Annotated in this window: 22 protein-coding genes; 8 read left to right on the forward strand and 14 right to left on the reverse strand. The window is 64.5% G+C overall.

Annotated features, from left to right (window positions below; genetic code table 11):
* Window positions 1–212 precede the first annotated feature (212 nt).
* Genes GVL61_RS08735 through GVL61_RS08760 form a run of 6 tightly spaced genes read left to right on the forward strand, consistent with a single transcriptional unit; the run spans window position 213 to window position 6,081 of the window.
* Entirely contained in the window at window positions 213–1,004 is a 792-nt protein-coding gene (locus GVL61_RS08735; protein ID WP_159979028.1) for an enoyl-CoA hydratase-related protein, read from the forward strand.
* A 2-nt stretch (window positions 1,005–1,006) separates the two neighbouring features.
* Window positions 1,007–1,591 carry a hypothetical protein gene (locus GVL61_RS08740; protein ID WP_159979030.1) on the forward strand — a complete coding sequence of 195 codons (585 nt, stop codon included), beginning with the start codon at window positions 1,007–1,009 and terminating at the stop codon, window positions 1,589–1,591.
* Window positions 1,588–2,595, forward strand: a complete 1,008-nt coding sequence (locus tag GVL61_RS08745; RefSeq protein ID WP_159979032.1) for a hypothetical protein — start codon at window positions 1,588–1,590, stop codon at window positions 2,593–2,595. The genes GVL61_RS08740 and GVL61_RS08745 overlap by 4 nt, the downstream gene beginning before the upstream one ends.
* Window positions 2,595–3,830 (forward strand): hypothetical protein, encoded by a 1,236-nt coding sequence (locus GVL61_RS08750; protein WP_159979034.1) that lies wholly within the window; start codon window positions 2,595–2,597, stop codon window positions 3,828–3,830. Before GVL61_RS08745 ends, GVL61_RS08750 begins: the two co-directional genes overlap by 1 nt.
* Window positions 3,827–4,795 (forward strand): hypothetical protein, encoded by a 969-nt coding sequence (locus GVL61_RS08755; protein ID WP_159979036.1) that lies wholly within the window; start codon window positions 3,827–3,829, stop codon window positions 4,793–4,795. Before GVL61_RS08750 ends, GVL61_RS08755 begins: the two co-directional genes overlap by 4 nt.
* Complete coding sequence (locus GVL61_RS08760; protein ID WP_159979038.1) at window positions 4,792–6,081, forward strand: phosphotransferase family protein; 1,290 nt, start codon at window positions 4,792–4,794, stop codon at window positions 6,079–6,081. Before GVL61_RS08755 ends, GVL61_RS08760 begins: the two co-directional genes overlap by 4 nt.
* 12 nt (window positions 6,082–6,093) lie before the next feature.
* Here GVL61_RS08760 and GVL61_RS08765 read toward each other — a convergent pair whose 3' ends face one another.
* The 3 genes from GVL61_RS08765 to GVL61_RS08775 form a co-directional block, all read right to left on the reverse strand.
* Window positions 6,094–7,365: a sulfotransferase gene (locus GVL61_RS08765; RefSeq protein ID WP_159979040.1), complete on the reverse strand. Its 1,272-nt coding sequence runs from the start codon at window positions 7,363–7,365 to the stop codon at window positions 6,094–6,096.
* 13 nt (window positions 7,366–7,378) lie between these two features.
* A complete protein-coding gene (locus GVL61_RS08770) occupies window positions 7,379–8,659 on the reverse strand; it encodes a DUF1214 domain-containing protein (protein ID WP_159979042.1) in 1,281 nt (426 codons plus the stop codon).
* 67 nt (window positions 8,660–8,726) lie between these two features.
* Entirely contained in the window at window positions 8,727–9,569 is an 843-nt protein-coding gene (locus tag GVL61_RS08775; RefSeq protein WP_159979044.1) for an SDR family NAD(P)-dependent oxidoreductase, read from the reverse strand.
* Between the two features lie 82 nt (window positions 9,570–9,651).
* Here GVL61_RS08775 and GVL61_RS08780 point away from each other — a divergent pair, with 82 nt between their 5' ends.
* Complete coding sequence (locus GVL61_RS08780; RefSeq protein WP_159979046.1) at window positions 9,652–10,506, forward strand: SDR family NAD(P)-dependent oxidoreductase; 855 nt, start codon at window positions 9,652–9,654, stop codon at window positions 10,504–10,506.
* Window positions 10,507–10,528: 22 nt separating this feature from the next.
* On the opposite strand, the gene GVL61_RS08785 is transcribed toward GVL61_RS08780, so the two are convergent.
* The 11 genes from GVL61_RS08785 to GVL61_RS08835 all read right to left on the reverse strand — a co-directional run bounded on the left by GVL61_RS08785 (window position 10,529) and on the right by GVL61_RS08835 (window position 21,227).
* The gene (locus tag GVL61_RS08785) at window positions 10,529–10,762 is read right to left on the reverse strand and encodes a biotin/lipoyl-containing protein (RefSeq protein WP_159979048.1); all 234 of its coding nucleotides are present in this window, start codon (window positions 10,760–10,762) and stop codon (window positions 10,529–10,531) included.
* 27 nt (window positions 10,763–10,789) lie between these two features.
* On the reverse strand, window positions 10,790–11,773 hold the full coding sequence (locus GVL61_RS08790; protein ID WP_200844683.1) for an alpha-ketoacid dehydrogenase subunit beta: 984 nt from the start codon (window positions 11,771–11,773) through the stop codon (window positions 10,790–10,792).
* A gap of 14 nt (window positions 11,774–11,787) precedes the next feature.
* Window positions 11,788–12,771, reverse strand: a complete 984-nt coding sequence (locus tag GVL61_RS08795; protein ID WP_159979050.1) for a thiamine pyrophosphate-dependent dehydrogenase E1 component subunit alpha — start codon at window positions 12,769–12,771, stop codon at window positions 11,788–11,790.
* Window positions 12,772–12,805: 34 nt separating this feature from the next.
* Window positions 12,806–13,984, reverse strand: coding sequence for an acyl-CoA dehydrogenase family protein (locus GVL61_RS08800; protein ID WP_159979052.1), 1,179 nt, complete (start codon window positions 13,982–13,984; stop codon window positions 12,806–12,808).
* A gap of 100 nt (window positions 13,985–14,084) precedes the next feature.
* Window positions 14,085–15,107, reverse strand: a complete 1,023-nt coding sequence (locus tag GVL61_RS08805; RefSeq protein WP_159979054.1) for a hypothetical protein — start codon at window positions 15,105–15,107, stop codon at window positions 14,085–14,087.
* Between the two features lie 27 nt (window positions 15,108–15,134).
* Window positions 15,135–16,025 carry a CoA ester lyase gene (locus tag GVL61_RS08810; RefSeq protein WP_159979056.1) on the reverse strand — a complete coding sequence of 297 codons (891 nt, stop codon included), beginning with the start codon at window positions 16,023–16,025 and terminating at the stop codon, window positions 15,135–15,137.
* A complete protein-coding gene (locus tag GVL61_RS08815; protein WP_159979058.1) occupies window positions 16,022–16,474 on the reverse strand; it encodes a MaoC family dehydratase in 453 nt (150 codons plus the stop codon). The genes GVL61_RS08810 and GVL61_RS08815 overlap by 4 nt, the downstream gene beginning before the upstream one ends.
* Window positions 16,474–17,670, reverse strand: coding sequence for an acetyl-CoA acetyltransferase (locus tag GVL61_RS08820; RefSeq protein ID WP_159979060.1), 1,197 nt, complete (start codon window positions 17,668–17,670; stop codon window positions 16,474–16,476). Before GVL61_RS08820 ends, GVL61_RS08815 begins: the two co-directional genes overlap by 1 nt.
* Before the next feature lie 4 nt (window positions 17,671–17,674).
* Entirely contained in the window at window positions 17,675–19,123 is a 1,449-nt protein-coding gene (locus GVL61_RS08825; RefSeq protein ID WP_159979062.1) for a hydroxymethylglutaryl-CoA synthase family protein, read from the reverse strand.
* Between the two features lie 32 nt (window positions 19,124–19,155).
* Window positions 19,156–20,322 (reverse strand): acyl-CoA dehydrogenase family protein, encoded by a 1,167-nt coding sequence (locus GVL61_RS08830; RefSeq protein ID WP_159979064.1) that lies wholly within the window; start codon window positions 20,320–20,322, stop codon window positions 19,156–19,158.
* Between the two features lie 80 nt (window positions 20,323–20,402).
* Window positions 20,403–21,227, reverse strand: a complete 825-nt coding sequence (locus tag GVL61_RS08835) for an enoyl-CoA hydratase/isomerase family protein (protein ID WP_159979066.1) — start codon at window positions 21,225–21,227, stop codon at window positions 20,403–20,405.
* 119 nt (window positions 21,228–21,346) lie between these two features.
* Between GVL61_RS08835 and GVL61_RS08840 the strand changes: the two genes are divergently transcribed.
* On the forward strand, window positions 21,347–22,588 hold the full coding sequence (locus GVL61_RS08840; protein ID WP_159979068.1) for a cytochrome P450: 1,242 nt from the start codon (window positions 21,347–21,349) through the stop codon (window positions 22,586–22,588).
* Window positions 22,589–22,590: the final 2 nt, after the last annotated feature.

Here is a 22,590-nt window from a genome sequence, read left to right on the forward strand (position 1 = left end):
CTAACGCCTCCCCTGCCCAATCCGCACCCTATCCTTCAGGCAATTGGCAGCCATTGCGCCGATGATCGCATCGCGCCGAAGCCGGTCCAGCCCAACACCTCGACCTCCTCTGCATAACCCAACTTACCCATCGCGGGCGAATTGCTCTTGCGGTCCCGAGAAGGCGCGGTACAACGATATAGTTCGCTAGATAACCAAAATGCGGGAGAGGCATGAGCGGTAGCGTAGACATCGAGCGGCATTTTTGTCGTCTGGAGACCGACGGCGTCGTCGCCGTCGTCACTTTGAACCGCCCGGAACGCCGCAACGCGCTCCATCCGGCCGCACACCACGAACTCGATACCGTGTTCGATACACTTGCCAACCGGGAGGGCCTGCGCTGCATCATCCTCACCGGAGAGGGTGACGCTTTCTGTTCCGGCTACGACTTGCGCGACAACCTTGAAACCGGGGTGATGGAGATCGCCGCCAGCGGCTTCGGCGGCCTGACCGGACGTACCGACTATCCGCTGCCGATCGTTGCGGCCGTCAACGGCGTCTGCATTGGCGGCGGCTTCGAAATGGCGCTTGCCTGCGACATCGTTATCGCCGCAGACACCGCCCGTTTCGCGCTGCCCGAGGCGAAAGTTGGCTGGTCACCGCTGGCGGGCGGGCTGCAACGGCTGCCGCGCATCGTCGGCGAGAAACAGGCGCTGGCGATGGTCCTGACCGGCCGCGCGGTTGATGCCGCCGAGGGATACCGTCTCGGCTTCGTAAGCGAGGTGACCCCGGCCGCATCGCTGATGGAAACCGCCCGCCGCTGGGCCGGCGAGATCGCCGTCTGCGCCCCGCTCGCCATCCGCTGCAACCGGGAAGTGCTACGCGCCAGCCTCGACATGCCGCTGGCCGATGCGCTCGACATCGCCAACTTCCCGATCGCGCTTACCGTGATGGAAAGCGAGGACGGCACCGAAGGCAAGCGCGCCTTCACGGAGAAACGCGCACCCGTCTGGAAAGGCCGTTGACCATGCCGCGCAACCTTCCTCCGCTGGTTTGGCCCAGTATCCTCGTCATCATCGCGATGGTGGGCTGCGGCATCAACATCGCGATAGGCGACGATATCGGCCACGGCGCTGGCATGGACGTCTGGTTGGCTGGCGCCGCCAATCCCTGGCAGCTGTTCATCAACCTCGACCTCATGACCGGCCTTTTACTGGCAGTGACATGGATAGGCTGGCGCGAGCGCCACAATGGCCTGGCCATGCAAGTGGCCTGGGTGCTGCTCACATTGTGGTGGGGCAACCTGATCGTCGCACTCTATGTACTCATCGCCCTGCAGGAGGCGCGCGGCGATGGCGCTCGCTTCCTGTCCGGGGTGGCGCAGGGCGCATGGGCAGACACGCTAGGCGGCACTTTGCGCATCATTTTCGGCCTGCTGGCGCTTGCCGCTGCGACAACAATGACGCTGGGCGTGTTGCGCGTTGCACCCGCCTTCCTGCCGGTGCTGGGCTACGTGTCCGGCCTCGGCTCCCTTGCCTTCTTCCTGGGCCTGCTGGCGCTGCGCCGCCCGGCCACCTTCCCCCAATCCCCCCAAGCGAGGACCCGACCATGAGCGAGAGCACCACGGACTGGAATTCCAACCTTCACGGCCATTTCGGCGAAGCGGTTCCGAACGATGAATTCTACCACGGCTGGGGCGCCGAGGGCGATTCCATGACCGAAACCTGGTACTGGGGTTTCAACATCCCCGAAAAGGCGATCAACTGCTTCGTTTACGTCTGGTGCCACCCCAATCTCGATGTCGTGACCGCCGGGCTGATCGTCTACCAGGGCATCAAGCGGCACCACCTTGCCGCCGAAGTGTTCGACATGCCCGCCTACCTGAAACTCGGGCCGGTAGTGGGCGACGGGCGGGTGATAACCGTACCCAACGGTCTTCGGGTAGAGGCGATCGAGCCGCTCGGCCACATCCGCATGACTTATGATGACGCAGTTCGAGATACCCGCTTCGATATCGCACTGAAGGCAGTTGGGCGCCCCGTCATGCGCGGCAACAACCAGCATTTCGAGCAGGTGATGCACGCCACCGGATCGCTGGTCCTGCGCGGCGAAGCGCACGAGGTCGACGGCTTCACCGTGCGCGACCGGAGCTGGGGCGAACTGCGCCCCGAACTGCATAACCCCGGCCCGCCCTACAACTGGGTGACCGGCAGCTTCGACAAGGGCCGCGTCGCCTTCAACATCGGCTCCCTGGACGATCCCGCCGGCAACCCCGAATGGCTGGGCAAGATCGACTTCAAACCCGACCAGATCTTCAAGGACGGCTGGGTCGCGCGCGGCGACGAACAGCGCCGCATCGTGCGCGCATCCAAGAAGTGCTGGCGCCACGCCGAAATGCTCATGCCGGAACGCTTCGAGATCGAATTCGAGGACGAGGACGGACGCGTGGAAACGATGACCGGAAAAGTGATCGCCTCCGTGCCCGGCTTCCACTGGCCGAACATCTGCACTCACCTCGCCCTTGTCGAGTGGCAGTGGAACGGGCTGACCGGCTACGGCGAAAGCCAGGACGTGCAGTGGAACGACTACGTCTACAAATGCGGGCAGATCGGCTGATGAGCGAAACCCTCACCCCTTACGACGAATTCCCGGTGCATCAGGCATCGCGGCCCTTCAGCTACATCCCCTCGACCGATTACAACTGGGACGATGGCTACTACTTCGGCGTGTTCAGCGCGGAGGAAGGCGTGCATCTGGCCACGGGCGCGCGGATCAACCCCAATAGCGACATGATCGGCGGCTATGCCCTGCTCAATGTGCGCGGCCACCAGACGACACTGCGCTTCAACCGCGCCTGGCGGCGCAACTTCAATGTCGAGGTCGGCCCGTGGAAAGTCGCCTTCGTCACCCCGCTGCGCACGATCCGCCTGACTTTGGGCGCCAACGACAGCGGCATGGAGTTCGACCTCACCTGGGAAGGCACTTCGCCCGCGTTTTTGGAGGAGCATCACGTCGCCACCAACCGGGGCCGGCGCACCACCGACCAGTCGCGCTATTCGCAGCCCGGCGTGGCGACCGGCTGGATCAGCCTCGGCGACCAACGCTGGGACGTGACGCCCGATAGCTGGCACGGCGCGCGCGACCATTCCTGGGGGCTCTACGCCGAGCGTCCGCCGCTCTCTCCGCTAGCCTCGCTGCTACCCCCGCGCGAGGTCGACAATGGACCCAAACGGGCTCTGCGGTTCTGGACCTGCTTCCACACCGGCGACTTCAGCGGCTTCTACCACCTGCACGAAACAGAAGACGGCGTTCAGACCAAGATGAACGACGTCTTCGGCACTCCCTTCGGCGGCCGCCTTTACCGGGGCTGGGAGGACGAAGTGGTGGAACTCGTGGCGGGCGAGCACCGGCTGGAACTGGACAAAAACCTCATGCTGGTGCGTGGCGAACTGGACCTGACCGATAACAAGGGCCGCATCTGGCACCAGATATTCGAGCCGGCCGCACCGCCGTGGATCGTCCAGACCATGGGCTACCACCCCGGAAGCTGGAAGGACGGCGGCACCTTCTTCACCTATCACGGCTCGGAAGAACTGGCGATCGAGTGGGATGCCTTCGACTTCTCGAATCAGCCCTCGCGCTATACGCCCTATGCGGTGACCGGGCAGGCGGCGGCCAGCACCTTCGGCGAAGGCGTTCAGCGCGAGGCCATGGTGCAGGGGCCGGAATACTTGTGCAAGGTGACCACGATCGCGCCAGACGGCACCCGGACCGTGGGCGCCGCGCAGGTGGAATTCTTCCTGAACGGCCACCACACGCGCTACAACCCGCGCGGGCAGGCCGGAGTATGAGCGCCTTTCCCTACGCACCGCACCTGACCGCAGCGGACGATGGCAACCATAGTCCCGGCGCTGAACCGCACTGGCAGGAAAGCTCGCTGGCCGCTTTCGTCGATCCCATGCGCGGCCTAGCGGGCTTTCACCGCATCGGTATCCACCCCAACCGCGCCAATGCCTCGATCTACAGCTGGACGATGGTGGACGGCGAAGTCGTGTCCTGCAGCAAGCGTACCGGACTGCCCTTGCCGGACGGCCCGGTAACGGGCACCCGGCTGGAGGGCGTCCACTACGAAACGCCAGACCCTTTGCGCTCCTGCCGCATCCGCGCGGATCAGGGCGGCGCCCAGACCGACGTGCTGTTCGAATCCTTCACCGGCCCGGTTGGCATGAACATGGACGGACAGGGCGCCTCGATCGGCAAGGGGCACTACGATTCCATCGGGCGCGTCACCGGCACCATCACCGCCGGCGGTAAGGACCACGCCTTCGACGGGGTGGGCTTCCTCGACCATAGCTGGGGCGCACGCGATGGCGGCTCGATTCTCGCGCACCGCTGGATCATGGCTGCGCTCGACGGCGACAACCACATCAACACCTTCCCCGCCTGGGGCGCAAAGGGGCGCTTCATGCTCGGCTACATGATGCTGGACGGCGAGTTTTCCTACGTCGCCGACATCAGCAGCGAGTTCGCGCTGGGCGACGATCACCTCGCCATCAAGGGCGTCACCGCCACGATCACCGACCACCTCGGCCGCCGCGTCACCCTGAGCGGGCGCAGCGCGGGCGGCTATGCCCTGCAACCTTACGGCGAAGGCTACTTCTGCACCCACACGCCGATGACCTGGGATGTGGGCGGGCGCACCTGGATCGGCATGGCGGAATTCGCGACCATGCGCTTCCCACCGCCGTGGTGGCGCGAAAATCTGGGCCTGTCGCGCGACGACGAGTGGCTGCAATGGTCGGGCGCGATGCCATGACCGAGACATTGCGACTCCCGGCCTTCGACGAGGCGACTTTGCGCGGCCACCTGCTGGGCGTGGCAGAGACGATCAGCGCCGCGCTCAACGCCGGAGCCTGCCCGCCGGGCAGCGACGGCGACAGGCGCCTGCGCGAATGCGCCACGGTAACTGCGCGGATTGCGCAGGCCCTCGGACCCCGCGCCCCGCGAGAGGATGTGAGCGCAGCGTGCGAACTTGCCGCACTGCGCGCCTCGGAAACGGCCTTCGCCGCCCAGCGTGAACGGCGCGCAGAGGTGGGCATCGCCCCGCCGACAGCCGGAGCGCGCCAACTCGACCCTGCGGCACTGGAAACCTACCTGCGCGCCCATCCGCTGGGCGGCCCTGACTTTGCGCTGGTGCACAGCCGCATCCTGTCGGGAGGGCGTTGCAAGCTCACCGCGCTGGTCGAACATGGCGGCGCCGGACCTCTCCCACCGGCAATGATCCTGCGCCAGGACTGGGACGGCGGCGCTACCGACACCACCGTCACCGATGAATTCGAACTTCTTGCCCTGCTCCACAGCGAAGGCCTGCTGGTGCCGCGCCCGTTCCTGCTGGAACCTGCCGAAAGCGCGGTTGGCCTGCCTTTCATGCTGATGGAGCGCATGGGCGGCACCCTCGACGCCGGCCTGTTCGAACCTCCCTCAGGTCCCGGTCTCGCCCGGCAACTCGCCCACCAGATCGGCCGCCTTCACGCGATCCCTCTCGAACGGCTGCACGCGCTGGGCCTGCGCCAAGAACCCGCCTGCGAGGATGACCTGCGCGCCGTTGTCGCCGCTTTCGCGCAGGGCCACCGCGAGATCGGCATCGCCAGCGCCATCGTCGACGCCGCGCTGGAATGGCTCGATGCGAACCTTGCACTATTCGGCCCGGATCGCTGCCTGATCCACAACGACCTTGGCTTCCACAACTGCCTCACCGAAGGCGACCGCCTTACCGCCGTCCTCGACTGGGAACTGGCGCAGATCGGCCACCCGGCCGCAGACCTTGGCTATGTGAAGCACTTCGTCGTTCGGATGATGCCCTGGGATCAGTTCCTCGCAGCCTACCGTGATGCCGGCGGTTGGTCAGGCAGCGCGGCCACTTTACGCTTCCACACGATCTGGAACGCTATACGCCTCTACGGCCTCATCATGCGCGCCCGGGCCGCAATTGCAGGCGGCCATGTACGCGATATCGAAATCAGTCACGCCTGCGCGGACAACCTCTTGTTGTTGCTGATCTTCCTCGGCGAGGAACTGGAGGCGGCGCAGGCTCCCACCTGACGCCGCCATCTTTCACGCTTCGCTCGGCACACCGAAATACTGCTGGTAGCGTGCGAAGCAGCGCCGCTCGGCTGCGATCTGGTCCGGCTCGCCAATGGTGTAACGGTGGGTCGGACGCGCCCTGCCCCGGCTTGCCGCAACATAGCTGTCCAGAGCGCTGCGCCCCGCCTCGCCCAGCGTGATTCCGAAGGCGCCGTAGATCGCCTCAATCGCCGCGACAGGGCCTCCTACCAGCGCCGCGTAATGTGCATGGCAAACCTGCGCCGCTGGAACGCTACCTTCCTCCAGCCACGCGATCGGCTGCGACAGCGCCGCAGCCGAAGTCTGCGGATCAGTGATGAAATCGAACAGCCCCGCCGGCGGCACGCTGTCGCTGCGCGACCAGATCAGCGTACCGATCATGTTCACCGCCGAAGACAGCGCGACAATGGGATCGCGGTGCGTCCACACCAATCGCACATCGGGGAAGGCCCGGACCACCTCGGGCAAATAGCCCATCGCATCGGGCGATTTGAGCACCCAGCGTCCACCCGGCGATTGCCATTGCAGCAGCTTGAGCACGCGGCGCAGATAGGCCAGCGAATGCTCCCGTGCCTTAGCTCCCAGCGAGGCATTGTAACTGGGCGTCAGCCCCAGAAGGTTAAGCCAGGCGGGCGTCTGGAAGCTCATGGATTCAGCCATGATCGTTTCCATCGGCTCATCTCCGCCGAAATCGTGGACGCTGTCGATCTGCGGCGTCACCGCGCGCCATAGCGCCATGCGATCGTCCGCGCGGGCGATGCGCGGGTCGATCCCGCCCTCGCCCAGCGCTTCGGCAACCGGAAAAAGCGCTTCATAAGTCTTGAGCGTGCGGTTCTCGGGGTCAAGCGCCAGTAGCTTCTGCAAGATCGAAGTACCCGTTCGGCCCTGTCCGATGATCCACAGCGGCGCGCGGATTTCCTCATCATCGATCTCGGGGCAGATGCGGTAGGCTTCCTCGACCCGCAGCCGTCCTTCCAGGAACGTCAGAAGGTCGGAGCGAGCCATGACCCGTCCCATGAAGTTCAGGCTGGCCTCGCCGTCGAGCGCCGAAACCAGCGCCTCGAACGGCGCGCGCCAATCATCCGCCCCGAAATCGTCCAGCCCCGTGCCGCGCCGCGCCGCCTCGATCAGCGAGCCGGGATCGAGCGGGATCACACCGCCAAGGTCAAGCCCCCCGCCCAGTGCATTGGCGGTCGCCACCCATTCCGGCCGTACCGGCGGTTGCCAGCCTGCGCGCCGATCGCGCGTCCTGTCCAATTCCATCGCCATCTCCCCCTCACTCCCCATGAAGTTTCAGCACGCCTCGATGGCGTTTATGCAAGGATTCCGCGCGCTCCTGCGCCGTCACCATCCGGGTATCTTCAGGCAGGTGGGCCATGACCTCGTCGAAACGAACCTTGCGGGTCTGCGGCACCGGCTGGCGCGCCGCGCGGTAGTTGCGGAACACGATAGAGCCCTGAAGCCGCCCGGCCGTGTCCAGCCAGTTGGCTACCCCCGGATCGCGGTGCGATACCACCACCCGCAGAGCCCCGTCGCCATCGCGCGCGACATGATCCATGCTGAGCGAAGTCTGCCGGGACATGTAATTGAGCGAGCGCGACCAGACATCGCCAAGCTGGTAGGACCAGTAGACCCCGTCCGGCACCTGATCGAGCGTCAGGATCAGCGCCTCGTCCTCGGTCAGATCGAAAATCGCCATGGCATAATTCGACGTCGGGCTACCCACCGTGCTGGTCACGGTGCCCGGCAGGAAGACGAGCGTGTTGAAGCCTTTGTCCTGCGCCTCCTTCCCGCCCACCACGGTGCGGCTTTCGCCCTCGGTTTTGGAACTGGCGTTGCCCAGATACCATTCGTAGAGATTGATCGCGAAATCGCGGATCAGATAGCGCAGGAACGCGGTCGCCGTCTCGATGCGCCGGGCCATCGTTTCTTCATCGAACTCGTCGGCATCGTAATGGTCGATGGGGAGCGGGCTGATCCGCTCGATGTTCAGGCTGGCGGGCTGCTGATTCCAGTCCCCCGTGGCGCGTCGGAACAGCAGGAAGTTGCGCTCGCTCGCCTTGTCGAGGCGCATCCAGTTGCCGGGTCGTTCCTCTCCGCCGATGGCGATCTCGAACGATCCGTCCGCGCCCAGCTCAAAGTCCGCAAAGTCGTAGTTGCCCACCACATCGGACTGCGGATGCCCTGAAAGATGCGCAATTACCTGTCCCAGGATCAGCACCGAATCGTTGAAGTTCCCGGTTAACCGGTATTCCTGCGAACCATCGAGAAATACCACGCCGTAATAGAAGTCCGGCCCATTCTGGCCGAGCGTGAAAACATCGGTCTGCCACACCGTGTTTACCAGCACCCGCGGATGCGCCATGCGCGGCGCAACGGCGAAGGTATAGGCCATCGCGGCCGCCTCCATCATCACATGATAGGCCCGCGCACGCGTCTGGGGAAAGCGGGCGAAGCGCTCGCTTCCCGTCATCCACGACAAGGCCTCGGATTGGGCTGCATGGAATTCGTCCCATGCCGCCGCCAGACGCGGATGCGCCTCACCATGCTGGCTCATTCGTCCTCTCCTCCTTGTCGTGCCCGGCAGCGTGTCGCCGTGTCGTTATCGTGTCATCGGATAGACTTCAGACGGTCTCACCCAGGATCATCTGCGCCATCACCGCGTCCATCTCGGCGTCGCCCAGCGCGCGGCCCGCACCGATCAGTTGCTCGGCATCGGCCCCTGCGACATAGCGCGGCTGCGGCGACGCATCGGTGAGCGCGGCAACGAGTTTGGCTGCGACCTCCTCCGGCGTCGAAGCCCCGCCAACATGGCTGGCATGGGCGGCGGCCTGGAAGCCGCGATGGAACGCTCCGTAAAGGCGGTCCTGCTCAGTATCGAGTTCGTCGATCATGCGAGCCACCTGCGCAAGCTGGGCATCGACCATCGGCGTCTTGATGCCGCCCGGTTCCACCAGCGAGACGCTGACGCCCTGCGGTGCGGCCTCACGCCGCATCACGTCGGCAATCCCCTCCAGCGCGAACTTCGAGGCGCTGTAGACGCCTACGAACGGCATCGCGACTTTGCCGGCCATCGAACTGACCATAGCCAAGCGCCCCTTGCTGGCGCGCAATTGCGGCATCACCGCTTGGTAAATCGCCAGCGCCGACAGGACATTGACGTCGAGGGTGCGGGCAGCCTGCGCGATATCGGCCGTCTCCAGCACGCCGATCGGAGCCAGCGCGGCACAGACCGCCACACCGTCGAGCGGACCTTCGCCGACCCCGGCGCGCAAGGTGTCCGCTACCTGTGCGGGATTGGAAAGATCGAGTTCGAACGCCGCGACATCGCTGTGCGCAGCGGCGACGGCAGCTGCCTCATTCGCGTTCAGGACCGAGACGGCAACGCTATGCCCCGCCTGCACCAAGGCAGAAACAAGTGCCGAACCGACGCCGCCCGCGCCGCCGATTACGCAATATCGCGCCATTCCATCCTCCATTTGGTTTGCTATCGAACCATTTATACGGGAGAGAGCGAGTGAGTAAAGCCCAGACGAGGAGTTCGAGAAGATGCAGCGCACGATTCTGATTACCGGCGCAGGCAGCGGAATGGGCCGCGAACTGGCGCGCCGCGCCCTTGCGCGCGGTGATCTGACCATTGCCGCACTTTACGATCGCCGCGAAGCAGAGGCGCTGGGGAACCACCCCAACTTGCGCATCGTCGACTGTGACGTGGCGTCGAGCGAGTCGGTTGAACTGGCATTTGCGCAGGTCGACAAGATGCTTGCGGGGAAGACCCTGAACCTCGTGATCCACTGCGCCGGGATTTCGCCGTCGGGCGCGGTTGAGGTGGAACCGATCGAAATGCTCGAACGAACGCTTAACGTGAATGCGGTGGGCACGGCGCGCGTCATCAAGGCAGCCTTGCCCCGGCTGCGCGGGCTCGACGGCAAGGGAGGAGGACGCATTCTGCTGTTTGCCTCGTTGTGGGGCAAAGTCGGCGGGCCACTTCTTTCGGCCTATTGCGCGTCCAAGCATGCGATCGAGGCAATCGTCGATTCCGCCCGGCGCGAAACAGAGGGTCAGGGCGTGGAATTCGTGCTGGTGGAGCCGGGCGTGGTGCGCACCAACATGGTCGCGCAGACGGTCAGCGGCTCGCGCTCTGGCTCGGACGCCTTGCCACCCGCGCATCAGGCGCTTTACGGGCCGATCTATGCCCGCTTCGCCCGGATGATCGCGCGCGAATCGACCGGCGGCGTGAGTGTCGAACAGGCCGCCGATGCGATCGAGCGCGCGGCTTTCGCGGCTTCGCCTGCCACTCGCTATTCGGTGGGCAAGGATGCCAAGGCGGTGAAGGCAATGGCCCGCCTGCTGCCCGACCGCGCGCTGGACTTCGTATTTCGCAAGATGTTGGCCCGCAGTTGAAAGCTGCGGGCCAATCGTCCGGTCAGTCCTCGATCTCGGCCAGCACGGTTCCCACTTCGTATGTCACGCCGATCTCGGCGATGATCTTGAGCTTGCCGCTGGCGGGAGCTTCCACCTCCTGCGTCGACTTGTCGCTTTCGAGGGAATAGAGGGGCTGGCCCTCCGCCACCACCGCGCCGTCCTCGACCAGCCATTCGGACAGCTGGCCCTCGTTCATGGTAAAGCCCATTTTCGGAAGCAGGACTTCGGTTGCCATTTCATGGTTCTCCTGAGGCGGGCGGCATCACGCCAGAATGGCGCGCGCGGCCTCGGCGATGGTTGCGGGATTGGGGACGAAGGCGGTTTCCAGCGGCTTGCTGAAAGGCACCGGGCAGAACGAGGCGCCGAGGCGTTTCACGGGGGCCTTGAGCTTGCCGAACAGTTCCTCGTTGACCACCGAGGCGATCTCCGCGCCGACGCCGTGTTCCTTGACCGCTTCGTGGACTACCATCAGGCGCCCGGTCTTGGCCACGCTGGCCAGCACCGCCTCGCGGTCCCACGGAGCGATGGTGCGCAGGTCGATCACCTCGACCGACTTGCCCTCGGCCTCCAGAGTAGCGGCGACGGCAAGGGCGTGGTGGACCATCAGCGCATAGGACACGATGGTGAGGTCAGTGCCTTCGCGGACGACCTTGGCCTTACCCAGCGGCACCTTCTCAAACGTGGTTTCGGTGGGGGTGAAATAGATAGGAATGTTTTCGACGAAGATCACCGGATCGTCGTCCTCGATCGCCGAGCGCATCAGCCCGTAGGCATCGCTGGGGTTCGAGGGGATGACCACTTTCATGCCCGCGGTATGTGCGAACCACGCCTCCAGGAAGTCACAGTGCTGACCGCCGGTGCCCAGGCCCGACCCGGTCGCGGTGCGTACTACCATCGGCACGTTGGTCTGCCCCCCCGACATGAAGCGCAGCTTCGCGGCATGGTTGACGAGCATGTCCATCGCCACGGTCGAGAAGTTCATCAGCATCAGTTCGGCGACCGGGCGATAGCCGCCGATGGCCGCGCCGATGGCCGCCCCAATGATCGCCTGCTCGGAGATCGGGGTCGACAGAACCCGCGTGTTGCCGAAGCGATCCGACAGGCCCTTGGTGACGCCGACGATGCCGCCGCCTTCGGGATCCGCGACCTCCTCGCCCAGCGCGAGGACGGTGGCGTCAGCCTCCATCGCATCGTGCAGAGCGCGGTTGATCGCCTGGATCATGTTCATTTTTTCAGTCGTTGCCATGATCTCTCTCCCGCTCAGGCCAGTTCGGCGGCGTAAACGTCGCGCTTCAGTTCGGTGACGTCGGGGTATTCGGCGGCGTAAGCGGCCTTTACAGCGGCATTAATGCGGGCGAGGATTTCGGCCTCCATCGCGCCCAGGGCGACCTCATCGGCAACGCTCTTGTCGAGCAGACGCTTTCGCAGTGCCGGCACCGGGTCTTTTGCGAGGTTTTCTGCGTATTCCTCCTTAGGAATATATTCGCCGGGATCGCCCAGAAGGTGGCCGTTGAAGCGGAATGTCATGGCTTCGATCAGGGTCGGGCCTTCACCGGCGCGGGCGCGGTCAATGGCCCACTTGGCGGCGCCGAACATCTCTTCGGGGTCGTTGCCGTTCACGGTCACACCCTCGATGCCATAACCCGCCGCGCGCTTTGAATAACGGTCGACGCGGGTCGACTTGGCCATGCTCGTATGCTCGGCGTAGAGGTTGTTCTGGCACAGGAATATCACCGGCAGGTCGAACACGCCCGCGAAGTTCAGGCTTTCGTGGAAGGCCCCGATGTTGCAGGCGCCGTCGCCGAAGCTGGCGATCGAAACCTGGCCCCGCCCGTTGAGCTTCGCCGCCCAGCCCAGCCCGGTGGCGATCGGCATGGAACTGCCGACGATGCCGGTCGTGACCATCGATCCGGTTTCCGGATGGGTCAGGTGCATCGTCCCGCCCTTGCCCTTGCACGATCCGGTGACGCGGCCCGCAAGTTCCGCCCACATCACGTCGAGCGGGAAGTTCTTGGCGACCATGTCGTGCGTGCCGCGATAGATCGTGCACAGATAGTCGTCGTCGGTCACGCTCTGCATCACCGAGGCCGGAATGATCTCCTGCCCGCGCGCGCTGTAGTACGGCGTCACCAGACGGCCGGACTTCATCTCGCGGATGATGCGCTCGTCGTTGAGCTTGATGGTGATCGCCCGGCGATAGATGTCGAGGAGCTGATCGCTGCTTGGCATTGGATAATTGGACATGGGCCCTCTCTCTCCTGAATGAATTTGGGGCCGATCAGGCCCGGAACAGGTCTCGTGCGATGATCTGGCGCATCACTTCGTTGGCCCCGCCCGCGATCCGCGAAATGCGGGCGTCCACGAAGGCCTGCGATATCGGATATTCGGTCATGTAGCCGTAGCCGCCGAAGAACTGGAGGCACTGGTCGACTACGCGCCCGTTCAGTTCGGTCGCCAGTAGCTTGATCTTGCTGGCGTCCACGGCGGAAAGTTTGCCCGCCATGAAGCGGCGTATGCCCCAGTCGACCATGATGCGGCCCTGGCTGACTTCGGCGCAAAGCTGCGCCAGCACGAACTGGGTGTTCTGCATGTCGCCCAGCATCTGGCCGAACAGCTTGCGCTCCTGCACATAGTCCGCCGTCCAGCGCAGCGCGGCTTCGCAGGCGGCGAGGCCCTTTACGCCGATTGACAGACGTTCCTGCGCCAGCTTGCCCATCAGCATGCCGAAGCCCTTGCCTTCCTCACCAAGACGGGAGGAAACGGGCGCGCGGGCATCGTTGAAGAACAGTTCCGCAGTGTCCTGTGCTTTGAGGCCGATCTTCTCCAGGCGCCGTCCACGTTCGAAGCCGGGCTGGTCGGCTTCGACCACGATCAGGCTCACCCCGCGCGCGCCGGCGGTAGGGTCAGTCTTGCAGGCCAGGACCACCAAATCGCACTGTGAGCCGTTGGAGATGTAGGTCTTCTGACCGTTGATGACGTACTCGTCACCCTGCAGCTCCGCACGGGTGCGAAGTTCCTTGGCGTCGCTGCCCGCGCCCGGCTCGGTCATGCCCAGCGCGCCGATCACCTCGCCCGTGACCATGCGCGGCAACCACTGCCGCTTGGTTTCCTCACTCCCCCAGGCGAGGATGTAGGGCGCGACCATCTCGGAATGGACCATAAAACCGGGGCCGGTGACATTGGCCCGCGTGATCTCCTCGATCATCACAACACTATAGAGAAAATCCGCGCCGATGCCGCCGTACTCCTCGGGAACGGAGGGGCACAGCATCCCGATCTCGCCCGCCTTCAGCCAGGCTTCGCGCGGGACGATGCCGTCCTTCTCCCACTGCGCATGGTGGGGCTGCAGTTCGGTCTCGACAAAGCGGCGCACCGAATCGCGATAGGCGTCGTGCTCCGGCTCGAAAATGTCACGCTCGACGAAGCTTCCGCTGTCATGCGCCGTCTGGACGGCCATCTGTTTCTCCGGTTATGATATCTGCCGGGAAATGATGTGACCCGAACGATATTGTTTGCATGCTAACTATTTTACCTGCGCGATCCGCGCAAGGCCTCTCTCACCCGGCCCAGGTTTCCGCTTCGCTTTCCAGTGCTACCGTTCCTGCAACGGTGCGCTCGAAGCAGCCGTAGCCCTCGATCTCACCGTTCAGCCGCAGCGAAACGGACTGTTCCATCAGCACCATGCTACCCCCTTCCGCGCCGCCGTAAACGCCGGGCAGGATATCGTTGGGCGAAGTGATCGAAAGGCAGGAATCGCTGCGAAGGCCGGTGCTGACGATATCGAGCACACCGCCCGCATATTCCAATCGCAGCGACACCGGTTCGTGGGAGCGGGCCGCATCCTCGCACCGTTCGCTGATGGCGAGAGTGGCGGGGAACATGCGGTCGCCTTCGTAGACTACCGCTTCCGAGAACACGACCTTGCCATCGGCGCGGGTCATCGCATCGAACAGCAGGAAGCTGATGCCGTTCGGGAAATAGCCCTGCATCCACTGGTGGTTGCGAAGGTCCAGCGTATCACGCGGGCCAAGGCTGTGATCGCGGTTGGCGATGGTATCGATGGCATGGCGTTCGCCCGCGATATTAAACCAGCCGGTTACGCGGCCCATCTGCTCGATATGTCCGGCAGGAAGGAAATCCTGGAGGCCGCCAACCTTGTGTAGGTCCCAGATATCGGCATCGGATTCGAACGTGAGTTCGTAGCGCATGGGCACGCGCGGCCCCTCGCCCACCAGCCCGGCGCGCATGGCCTCCGGCGACAGGCGGCGCACACCGCCTGAGAACGAATAGGTAAGCTTACGGCCCGGTTCGATAACGCGGATCGCATAGTGCGGACCGCCCGGCCCTTCCGGCGCGCTGCGGGTATCGCCGATCGCGCGGTGTCCGATCACGCTGCCGTCGGGCAGGCGCACGATCACGCTTTCACGGAACATCGACAGGTCATGCCGCCAGCGTCCGATGTGCAGCCAGAAGCCGATCCCGGCCTGAGGGTCATCGCCCGCCAGCAGGAAGTTCTCGCTCCAGTTCGGCGTTTCGGGGAACGCGCCCTGCCAGGGGTATTCCTGTACCGGTACGTCCATGCCTCAGATCCTTTCCCAGACTGCCGCTCAGTTTCCGGCGGCTTCGTGCATCTCCAGCGTGCGGCGCGCGGCCTTGAGGTGCGGGATGTCAAACATCTTCCCGTCGATCCCCACGGTGCCGCCCTGCCCGTCCTGCGCGAAGGCATCGACGAGGCGGCGGGCGAAAGCGACTTCCTCCTCGCTCGGCGAAAAGCTCTCGTTGATCCCGGCGACTTGCGCGGGGTGTATGGCAATCCGCCCGGCCCAGCCCTCGGCTCGCGCGGCACGGCACGAAGCCCGCAGGCCCGTGTCGTCGCGAAAGTCCACATAAAGCGTCTCGTAGGCCGGAACCCTTGAGGCATGTGCGGCCATCAGCGTCAGCGAGCGCACCATCTGATAGGTGAAGGCCCATTTGCCGTCAGGCCCCAGATTGGTGCTGGCCCCCATCGCAGCGGACAGATCCTCTGCGCCCCAGGTCAGGCCCGCCAGCCGCGACAGCCCGGCCGTGGCGAAGTCGCCCAGCCGAAACGGCGAGAGCGGGGTTTCCGTGGCGACGGGCAGAATGCGGGTGGAGCCGGGCGTGATGCCATACTCCGCCTCGCATTCGTCGAGCAGAGCGGAAAGCCGGGCGACACAGTCAGGCCCGTCGATCTTGGGCTGCATGATCCCCTCGGGCGCGCCTGCCATGACGGCGCGGAGGTCATCCTCGGTCATCCCGGTATCGAATGGATTGACCCGCACCCAAAGCTGAACACTGCGCCCCTCGCGGGGCCGCGCCTTCAGGAAATCCGTCACCATTCCGCGTGCCAGCACCTTGTTGGCAGGCGCCACCGCATCCTCAAGGTCGAGGATCACCGCATCGGCGCCGCAGCCATCGACCTTGCCCAGCTTCTTTTCGCTGTCACCGGGGATGAACAGGAACGAGCGCAACAGGCTCATACCGGCCTCTTCATCTGCAGGCCGCTACGCTTGCACGACGCGACCAGCGTGTCCGTCTGGTTGAAGGCCCGGTGCGCGAAGGTCACGATCCCGGCGTTGGGCCGGCTTTTCGATTCCCTGAGGTCCACCACTTCGGTCTCGACATGAAGCGTGTCGCCAATGAACACCGGCGCGGGAAAGCGCACCTCGTCCCAGCCCAGGTTGGCGATAGCCGTACCCAGCGTCGTATCGGCAATGGAGACGCCCACCATCAGCCCCAGCGTGAACGTCGAGTTCACGAGGATGCGGCCATAGTCGGTCGTCTTCATGTACTCGGCATCAAGGTGCAGCAGCGCCGGGTTGTGCGTGAGGGTGGAGAACAGCAGGTTGTCCGTCTCGGTCACGGTGCGGCGGATGTCGTGCTGGAAAACCTGCCCGATCTTCAGGTCGTCGAACCACAGCCCAGCCATCAGAGCAGCCCCAGGATCGAGATGGCGGCAACGCCCTGATAGGGCACCCCGCCAAGGTTGTGGGTCAAGCCCATGCTGGGGTTCGACAACTGCCGCGGCCCGGCGCGGCCCAGAAGCTGCGTGTAAACCTCGTAGGCCATGCGCAGGCCCGAGGCGCCGATCGGGTGGCCGAAGCATTTCAGGCCGCCGTCGATCTGGCACGGGATAGCCCCGTCGCGGTCGTACCGCCCGTCGAGTACGTCGCGCACCGCCTGCCCGTCGTCGGAGAGGCCCAGATCTTCCATCGTCACCAGCTCGGTGATCGAGAAGCAGTCATGCACCTCTGTCAGGCTGAGCTGGCTGCGCGGATCGGTGATCCCCGCTTCGGCATAGGCGCGCGCGGCAGCGTTGCGGGTGTTGGGCACGTAGGAGCCGTCCCAGTCGCTCATCTGCGTTTCGCGCCCCGAACTGGTGGTGATCTGCAGCGACTTGATAGAGACGATGTCCTTCTTGCCCAGCGCGCGCGCGATCTCCGGCGTGGTAACGATGGCGCAGGCTGCGCCGTCAGACACGCCCGAGCAGTCGAACAGGCCAAGCGGATCGGCGATCATCGGTGCGTTGAGGATCGTCTCCATGGAAACGGCCTTCTGGAAATGCGCCTTGGGGCTATGGACACCGTTCTGGTGGCTTTTCCAGCTGACGTGGGCGATCGCCCGCTTCAGGTCTTCCTTCGAAATCTGGTACTTGGTGCGATAGCCATCGGCGAGCGGGGCAAAACCCGCGGGCGCAGAGACCATCGGCATCCACAAGTCGTTGAACGTGCCCTTGAACGCAGGCGGCAGCCCGCCGTAGCCCGTATCCTTCAGCTTTTCCGCGCCGATGGCCAGTGCGATGTCCACCGCGCCCGAAGCGACCGCATACGTCGCGCCGCGCAGGGCTTCGGTGCCGGTCGCGCACATGTTCTCCATACGGCTGACCGGGATGTTTTCCAGGCGCAGCGCCATCGCCGCCGGGATCGAGCTGTTGCCAACGTTGATCGCATCGCCGTAGCAACCGAACCACGCCGCCTCGATCTGTTTACGCTCGATGCCCGCATCGGCCAGCGCTTCCTCGAAGGCTTCCGCCATGAGGTCGGGTGAGCCTTTGTCCCAGCGCTCCCCGAATTTCGAGCAGCCCGCGCCGATGATGGCGACCTTGTCCTTGATACCCGTTGCCATGCGATCAGTCCTTGTTCTCGTCCAGGCGGGGAGACGCTTTCCAGAAGTAGCGGTTGTAACCGCGCATCCGGTCCTGCTCCTTGATGCGGAAGACCATCTCCAGCGGCATGCCTAGTTCCAGCCCCTCCGGACCGGCATCGACCATTTCCATCTGCAACCGCGCACCGTTGTCGAACTGCACGAAGCCGCCCAGCAGCGGGGGCGAAGGGTAGTAGGAGAGCCAGTCGGAAGTCTGCGTCATCACCTTGGCAGGCGCATCGACCAGCGGCACGTCGCTGAACCCGCTCCCCGGCGCATGGCAATTCACGCAGTACTGAAGCTGCGGGAACTGGATCGTGCCGCAGGAACCGCATTCGCCCGCAGTGAACGTGTCGATCTGGCTGCCTGAGCGATACTGCTCGGTCAGCGCGGTCTTGGCGTTCTTTTCCGCGCGCATGCCCCATTCCAGCTCGATGCCCTGCTGGAAACTGAGCATGCGAAGGTACGCATCGGTGACGATTCCCCGCGCCAGCGAACCAGCAACGCCGCGCGCCGGACGCGCGGCGGCAATCGCATCGGTAACCTCGAAGACCAGCGCATCGACGCCCTGCCCGAAGCTCACCACAAGGATGCGCTCACCCGGTTGCGCGGTTTCCAGTGCGCGCGCCAGCATCAGCAGGGCGTGGGCGCAGCCGGCATAACCGCAGCCATCTTCCAGCCCGTCTACCATTTCGCCCGTGAAGCGCAGCTGCTTGGCGGCAGCAGCGGCAATCGCGCGGATCGGCGAAGGCATGGCGAAATGGGCGATGTCCGCAATCGTCAGCCCGGCCTGTGCCAGAGCCGCATCGACGGCGGGCGGCACCAGCTTGGCATAGCCTTCGTCGCGCACCCAGCGCTCTTCCCAGTGATATTCAAAATCCGCGCCATCGGGCCGAAAATGCGAGGCAAAGTTCGCCGCCACATTGCCCGTGCCGACCAGCCTTGCGGCCACGTTTTCGCTCCCCAGCACGAACGCCGCTGCGCCCGCGCCATAAGTCATCTCCTGCGTGCTGGCAGGCTTACCGCGCGGCGCGTCGGAAGCGACGAAAAGCGCCTGCTCCCCCGCCTTGAGCGCAGCCAGCAGACCCGAAGTCCCCGCCCGCTGCCCCAGCGCCCCGTCGAAAGTGCGGATCGTGCGCGGCAGCCCGAGCGCCCCGGCGACGATCGCGCTCGGCTGAAGGTCCGCATAAGGCGGCCGCGTGGTCGCGAAACCCAGCGCCTGAAGCGATGCGTGGTCGCTTCCAGCCAGCGCATCGCGTGCGGCTTCGACCGCCATAGTCGCGGTGTCCTCGTCCCAGTTGCAGAACGCGCGTGCGCCCTTCGCCAGGCTGCGCAGCGAAGGCGCCATCCACTTGTGCGCCGCCGCGATCGCTTCCCGGTCGAGCCGCATGCGCGGAACGTAGGCACCGAATGCGGTAATGCCGAAATCGCTCATCTCTTGCCTTTCCCTTCAACCTTCGCTGCGCATCAGTAGCTGCGCGGAAGGCCGAGAACCTTTTCGCCGATGAAATTGCAGATCATCTGCTCGGTGATCGGCGCGATCCGCAGCAGGATGGATTCGCGGAACAGCCGTTCGACCTGATATTCAGTGGAATAGCCCATTCCGCCATGCGTCATCACCGCGCGGGTCGCCGCCTCGAACGCGGCGCGTCCGCCCAGGAACTTGCCCGCATTGGCCTCCGCCGCGCAGGACTTGCCCGCGTCGTAGAGGTAGGCGGCGCGCATCAGCATCCAGTAGGCGGATTCCAGATACATCCAGTTCTCCGCGAGCGGGTGCTGGATGCCCTGGTTCTGCCCGATCAAGCGGCCGAAGACACTGCGCTCCCCGGCATAGCGGACCGCCCGGTCCAGCGCGCCCTGCCCCAGCCCGACCGCTTCGATCCCTACGAGAATGCGCTCGGGGTTGAGGCTGTGCAGGATATAATGAAAGCCCTTGCCCTCTTCGCCGATACGGTCGGCATCCGGGATGAAGTAATCGTCGATAAAGGTCGCGTTGGAATCGACCGCGTTACGGCCCATTTTGGGGATGCGCTTAACTTCGATCTGCGAATGGTCGAGATCGGTGTAGAACAGCGTCATGCCGTCGGTCGGGCGCTTGCACTGGTCCTTGGGCGTGGTGCGGGTTAGCAGGATGATCTTGTTCGCGACCTGGCCCGAAGAGGTCCAGATCTTGCGCCCCGTCACCCGGTAACCGCCTTCGACCTTGGTGGCGAAAGTGCGAATGCTGGTGGTATCCAGCCCCGCGTCAGGCTCCGTCACGCCAAAGCAGGCGCGGTCGGTGCCCTCGATCAGCGGCTTCAGCATCCGTTCCTTCTGCTCCGGCGTCCCGTTCACGACGACGGCATGCGGGCCGAAAATATTGAGGTGGATCGTGGAAGCGGCGGAATAGCCGCCCGCGCTGCGGCTGACGGTGTGCATCATCACGGCAGCTTCTGCCACGCCCAGATTAGCGCCGCCCAGTTCCTCGGGCATGGTGATGCCCAGCCAGCCGCCATCGGCCATGGCCTTGTGGAATTCGAAGGGGAATTCCTTGTCCTGCTCTTTCTGCGACCAATAGTCGTCGCCGAACTGGTCACAGACTTTCTGGACACCGTCGCGAATGGCTTCCTGCTCTTCGCTGAGCGCGATCTCCAAGGCATCCTCCTGATTTATCGTTCACTAGCGAACTGTTTTTAAGCACGGCGCGCTTCCCTTGGCAACAACCAAGACACACCTCAGCCCTGCGCAGGGTCCTTTCCGAACTGCACGCGCCGCTTACCGATGAAAGCGCCGACGCCCTCCTCGAAATCCGCCAAAGCCACGTTTTCCGCCACTTTTTCGCGCTCAAGGTCAAGCTGGGCGGCAAGCCCGTTCGCAGCTGCTACGGCAATCATCGCCTTGGCGTCGCGCAGCACTTTCTGCGGTCCGCGCGCCAAGGCGCGCGCCTGCTTCTCCGCCGCATCGTCCAACTCCTCGGCCGATACGATTCGCCCGATCAGACCGATCGCCAGCGCTTCCTCGGCACCCACCTTGCGCCCGCTGAGGAACATGTCGGTCGCCCGTTTCACGCCGATCGCGCGCGGCAGCATGTAGCTGAGCCCGCTATCGGGCGAGAGGCCGATAAGGCCGTGCGCGCAGAGGAAATAGGTGCTCGCATCGCCGAAACTGAAGTCCGCGCCCAGCGTGTACATCATCGCCGCGCCCGCCACCGAACCGCGTGCTGCGGTAACAATCGGCTGGGGAATTGCGCACCAGTTGCGCACCATCGCACTCGCATTGTCGAGCCGCTGCCAGTAGCTGCGCGCCCGTTCCTCGCGGTTCAGGTCGAGCGATGCAGCCATCCCGGCAACGTCGCCTCCGCCACCAAAATTGTCGCCCGCCGCCTTTACCAGCACCACGCGAACCGCGCTGTCATCGGCGATCTGCGCGAAGAGCCGGGCCAATGGGACTACCGCTTCGGTAGGGATGGCATTGCGTGCTTCGGGACGATTGAACGTAAGCGTCAGCACCCCCTCGGACAGCGTTACGAGATAGGGTCCCTGGCTGATTTGCTCGATCACGAAGCTCTCCCGAAGCAGCTAAAAATTTCCCGGCTTGATTGAATGTCCGAGCATATTAGTATGCCTGCGAACCGATGGCACGCTCAAAGCGGCCACGCAAGCCTTGAGAGGATACAGCCTTGAACGCGCAATCCCCCAGCAGTTTCGCCGATCCCGCCGTCCAGCGCTGCCCTTTTCCCTTCATCGAGCAGCTTCATGCCGAATCGCCCGTGTACCGCGATCCGATCACCGGGTTTTTCGTTGTCACCCGCTATGCCGACGTGGCGCTGGTCAATGCCGATCCGGCGCTTTTTTCCAACAAGACCACCCTGCTGATCTCCAAAGCGCACAGCCCCAATGCCGCCGAGATCGAGCGCCGCTTTCGCGAGAACGGCTTCCCGCGCATCCATACGCTGGTTTCGAACGATCCGCCCGACCACGGCCGCTACCGCGCCGTCGTAGACAAAGTGTTCGCACCCAGCTTCGTGCGCTCGCTTGAGCCGGGGATCGTGGAGATCGCAGACGCCCTGATCGACGCGCTTCCCGAATCGGGCGCCGCCGACCTGCTCCACGAATACAGCCTCAAGATCCCGATGTTCGTGATCTGCGACCAGCTTGGCGTCCCGCGCGAAATGTGGCGCAAGTTCAAAGCCTGGTCCGACGCCGAGATCGAGATGATCAACCCCGCGCTTGACCCGGTGCGCGAACTGGAACTGGCCGACCTGCTGATCGAAGCCCAGAACTACCTTTACGACCGCGCCCGCGAATATCAGCAGCAGCCTGCCAACAAGCTGCTCAGCCTGGTCGCGAACTCGGAGGTGGACGGCCGCCCGATCGCGCCTGCGGAAATCGTCGCCATTGCCGAACAGCTTCTGGTAGCCGGCAACGAGACCACCACAAGCGCCATCGCCATCGCTCTGTCGAAGCTGATCGAAGATCCCGAGCTGGCTCAGACCCTGCGCGGGCAGCCAGATAAGATCGGCACTTACTGCGAGGAAATCCTGCGTCTCCACGCGCCCTCGCCACACCTTTACCGTGAAGTCCTGGCCGATACCGAGATCGGGGGCGTGGCGCTGCCCAAGGGCGCGATCGTGCAAGTCAGCTATCTCGCTGCCAATCGCGACGAAGCGCAGTTCGCCTGCCCATCAAAGCTCGATCTCGATCGCAAGGGGGCGAAGAACCACCTCGCATTCGGCCGCGGAATCCACTTCTGCATCGGCAACCAACTGGCCCGTACCGAGATGCGCATTGCCGTAGGTCGGCTGCTCGCCCGCGTCGATGGGCTGGCATTTGACCCCGAAAAGCCGCGTCCGCAGTTCGCCGCGCTCTATCACGTCCATACGCTCGACAGCCTCGACGTGACCTATACGGCGAGGCGCTGAGC

The organism is Novosphingobium sp. 18050 (genome assembly GCF_902706195.1).
Classification (GTDB): Bacteria; Pseudomonadota; Alphaproteobacteria; order Sphingomonadales; family Sphingomonadaceae; genus Novosphingobium.

What these genes read in the sequence shown, in the direction of transcription:
- GVL61_RS08765 (WP_159979040.1), bottom strand. Translation starts at nt 7,365, where the DNA reads ATGGAATTGGACAGGACGCGCGATCGGCGCGCAGGCTGGCAACCGCCG.
- GVL61_RS08805 (WP_159979054.1), bottom strand. Translation starts at nt 15,107, where the DNA reads ATGGACGTACCGGTACAGGAATACCCCTGGCAGGGCGCGTTCCCCGAA.
- GVL61_RS08750 (WP_159979034.1), top strand. Translation starts at nt 2,595, where the DNA reads ATGAGCGAAACCCTCACCCCTTACGACGAATTCCCGGTGCATCAGGCA.
- GVL61_RS08760 (WP_159979038.1), top strand. Translation starts at nt 4,792, where the DNA reads ATGACCGAGACATTGCGACTCCCGGCCTTCGACGAGGCGACTTTGCGC.
- GVL61_RS08800 (WP_159979052.1), bottom strand. Translation starts at nt 13,984, where the DNA reads ATGGCCGTCCAGACGGCGCATGACAGCGGAAGCTTCGTCGAGCGTGAC.
- GVL61_RS08790 (WP_200844683.1), bottom strand. Translation starts at nt 11,773, where the DNA reads ATGGCAACGACTGAAAAAATGAACATGATCCAGGCGATCAACCGCGCT.
- GVL61_RS08785 (WP_159979048.1), bottom strand. Translation starts at nt 10,762, where the DNA reads ATGGCAACCGAAGTCCTGCTTCCGAAAATGGGCTTTACCATGAACGAG.
- GVL61_RS08755 (WP_159979036.1), top strand. Translation starts at nt 3,827, where the DNA reads ATGAGCGCCTTTCCCTACGCACCGCACCTGACCGCAGCGGACGATGGC.
- GVL61_RS08770 (WP_159979042.1), bottom strand. Translation starts at nt 8,659, where the DNA reads ATGAGCCAGCATGGTGAGGCGCATCCGCGTCTGGCGGCGGCATGGGAC.
- GVL61_RS08825 (WP_159979062.1), bottom strand. Translation starts at nt 19,123, where the DNA reads ATGAGCGATTTCGGCATTACCGCATTCGGTGCCTACGTTCCGCGCATG.
- GVL61_RS08815 (WP_159979058.1), bottom strand. Translation starts at nt 16,474, where the DNA reads ATGGCTGGGCTGTGGTTCGACGACCTGAAGATCGGGCAGGTTTTCCAG.
- GVL61_RS08820 (WP_159979060.1), bottom strand. Translation starts at nt 17,670, where the DNA reads ATGGCAACGGGTATCAAGGACAAGGTCGCCATCATCGGCGCGGGCTGC.
- GVL61_RS08780 (WP_159979046.1), top strand. Translation starts at nt 9,652, where the DNA reads ATGCAGCGCACGATTCTGATTACCGGCGCAGGCAGCGGAATGGGCCGC.
- GVL61_RS08745 (WP_159979032.1), top strand. Translation starts at nt 1,588, where the DNA reads ATGAGCGAGAGCACCACGGACTGGAATTCCAACCTTCACGGCCATTTC.
- GVL61_RS08810 (WP_159979056.1), bottom strand. Translation starts at nt 16,025, where the DNA reads ATGAGCCTGTTGCGCTCGTTCCTGTTCATCCCCGGTGACAGCGAAAAG.
- GVL61_RS08795 (WP_159979050.1), bottom strand. Translation starts at nt 12,771, where the DNA reads ATGTCCAATTATCCAATGCCAAGCAGCGATCAGCTCCTCGACATCTAT.
- GVL61_RS08735 (WP_159979028.1), top strand. Translation starts at nt 213, where the DNA reads ATGAGCGGTAGCGTAGACATCGAGCGGCATTTTTGTCGTCTGGAGACC.
- GVL61_RS08740 (WP_159979030.1), top strand. Translation starts at nt 1,007, where the DNA reads ATGCCGCGCAACCTTCCTCCGCTGGTTTGGCCCAGTATCCTCGTCATC.
- GVL61_RS08775 (WP_159979044.1), bottom strand. Translation starts at nt 9,569, where the DNA reads ATGGCGCGATATTGCGTAATCGGCGGCGCGGGCGGCGTCGGTTCGGCA.